Genomic DNA, 2,452 nt, shown 5'->3' on the forward strand with positions numbered 1-2,452 from the left:
GGGCTTGGTGCGGGTGTGACGGTGGCGGCGTGTGATGTCGCTGACCGTGGTGAGCTGGCGGAGTTGTTGGGGTCGTTGACGGAGGATCCCGGGCTGCCGCCGTTGACCGCTGTGGTGCACACCGCCGGAGTACTGGACGACGGCGTCATCGAGACGCTGGAGACGGCACGGCTCACGCAGGTTCTGCGCGCCAAGGTGACAGCGGCCCGGCACCTGGACGAACTGACCACGGAACTCGGCCTCGAACTCGACGCCTTCGTCCTCTTCTCGTCCGTCATCGGCGTGTGGGGCAACGGCGGCCAGGCAGCCTACGCGGCGGCCAACGCCTCCCTCGACGCGCTCGCCCACGACCGGCATGCCCGCGGTCTGCCCGCCATGTCCCTGGCCTGGGGCACCTGGAGCGGCGGCGGCATGGCCGACGGGGACACCGACGAGCGGATGCGCCGACGCGGACTCACCGCGATGGCGCCGGAGCCGGCCGTCGACGCGCTCGCTCAGGCGGTGCGGCGCGACGAACCGTTCCTCGCTGTCGCCGACATCGACTGGCAGCGTTTCGTCACCCAGTTCACCGCCACCCGGGCCAGCCGCCTCTTCGACGAGCTGCCCGAGGCCGTCCAGAACACCGGGTCCGCCGGCGACACGGAATCCAGGGCGGCCGGCTCCGGTCCCGCGCTGGCGCAGCGGCTCGGGAACCTCGCCGCCGGCGAGCAGGAGCGTCTGCTCGTGGAGCTGGTCCGCACCCACGCCGCGGCGGTCCTCGGCCACGCCGGGACAGACGCCGTCGCAGTCAGCCGCGCGTTCAAGGAGCTCGGCTTCGACTCGATGCGCGTGATGGAACTGCGCAACCGGCTGAACGCGGCCACCGGCCTGCGGCTGCCCACCGGCGCCGTCTTCGACCACCCCACGGTCACACTGATGGCCCGGTACCTGCGCACGGAGCTGCTGGGACCGGACGACACCACCGACGCGGACACCGCGGCCCAGGACGCGGCCACGCCCGCACGAACGGCGGCCGCCGCGACCGGCGATGAGCCGATCGCGATCGTCGCCATGAGCTGCCGCCTCCCCGGAGACGTCCGCACCCCCGAAGAGCTGTGGCAGCTCCTCAGCGAGGGACGCGACGCCGTCGCGGGCTTCCCCACGGACCGCGGCTGGGACGTGGCCGGCCTGTACGACCCCGACCCCGACGCACCCGGCAAGAGCTACGCCCGCGAGGGTGGCTTCCTCTACGATGCCGCGGACTTCGACCCGGCGTTCTTCGGGATCTCGCCGCGTGAGGCGCTGGCCATGGACCCGCAGCAGCGGCTGCTGCTGGAGACATCCTGGGAGGCACTCGAACGGGCGGGCATCGACCCGTCCACCCTGAAGGGGAGCATGACCGGTGTCTTCGCCGGCATGACCTACCAGGACTACGGAGCACGCCTGCACGAGGCGCCCGACACAGTGGAGGGCTACCTCCTCACGGGCAAGTCGTCGAGCGTCATCTCGGGCCGTATCGCCTACGCCCTGGGGCTCCAGGGGCCTGCCATCACGGTGGACACCGCGTGCTCGTCGTCGCTGGTGGCCCTGCACCTCGCGGCGCAGGCGCTGCACAGCGGCGAATGCTCACTGGTCCTCGCGGGCGGTGTGACCGTGATGCCCACGCCGGGCATGTTCGTGGAGTTCAGCCGTCAGCGCGGGCTTGCCGCGGACGGGCGGTCCAAGGCGTTCTCGGACGCGGCGGACGGCACCTCGTGGGCCGAGGGCGTGGGCATGCTGGTGCTGGAGCGGTTGTCGGACGCCCGGCGCAACGGTCACCCGGTGCTCGCGGTCGTACGGGGCAGTGCGGTCAACCAGGACGGCGCGAGCAACGGCCTCACGGCGCCCAACGGCCTGTCGCAGCAGCGTGTCATCCGGGCCGCCCTCGCCAATGCCGGGCTGTCCCCGGCGGAGGTGGACGCTGTGGAGGCGCACGGTACGGGCACGACCCTGGGTGACCCGATCGAGGCCGAGGCGCTGCTGGCCACGTACGGGCAGGGGCGGCCGGAGGACCGGCCGCTGTGGCTCGGCTCCCTGAAGTCCAACATCGGCCACACCCAGGCCGCCGCAGGCGTGGCCGGTGTGATGAAGCTGGTGCTGGCGATGCGGCACGGAGTCCTGCCGCGCACCCTGCATGTGAACGAGCCGTCCACGAAGGTGGACTGGTCCGCGGGCGCGGTGGAGTTGCTGACCGAGCAGCGGACCTGGCCGGAGACCGGGAACCCGCGCCGGGCGGGTATCTCCGCGTTCGGTGTGAGCGGGACCAACGCCCACGTGATCCTTGAACAGCCACCGCTCGCCGAGCAGCCGTCGCCGGCCGCACCGGCGGAGCAGGTTGCGCCTGTTGTGGTGCCTTGGGTGGTTTCGGGTCGTGGTGTTGAGGCGTTGCGTGGGCAGGCGGGGCGGTTGGTGTCCTGCGTCGAGGGTGACGTGG

At 72.1% G+C, this 2,452-nt stretch carries 1 protein-coding gene; it reads left to right on the forward strand.

Annotation, left to right across the window (positions count from 1 at the left end):
• Positions 1–2,452, forward strand: a 2,452-nt coding sequence (locus tag ACIRU3_RS47580) for a type I polyketide synthase (protein ID WP_404070700.1), incomplete at both ends; no start/stop codon positions are given.

The sequence above is a fragment of the Streptomyces sp. NPDC101151 genome, assembly GCF_044768335.1.
Classification (GTDB): Bacteria; Actinomycetota; Actinomycetes; order Streptomycetales; family Streptomycetaceae; genus Streptomyces.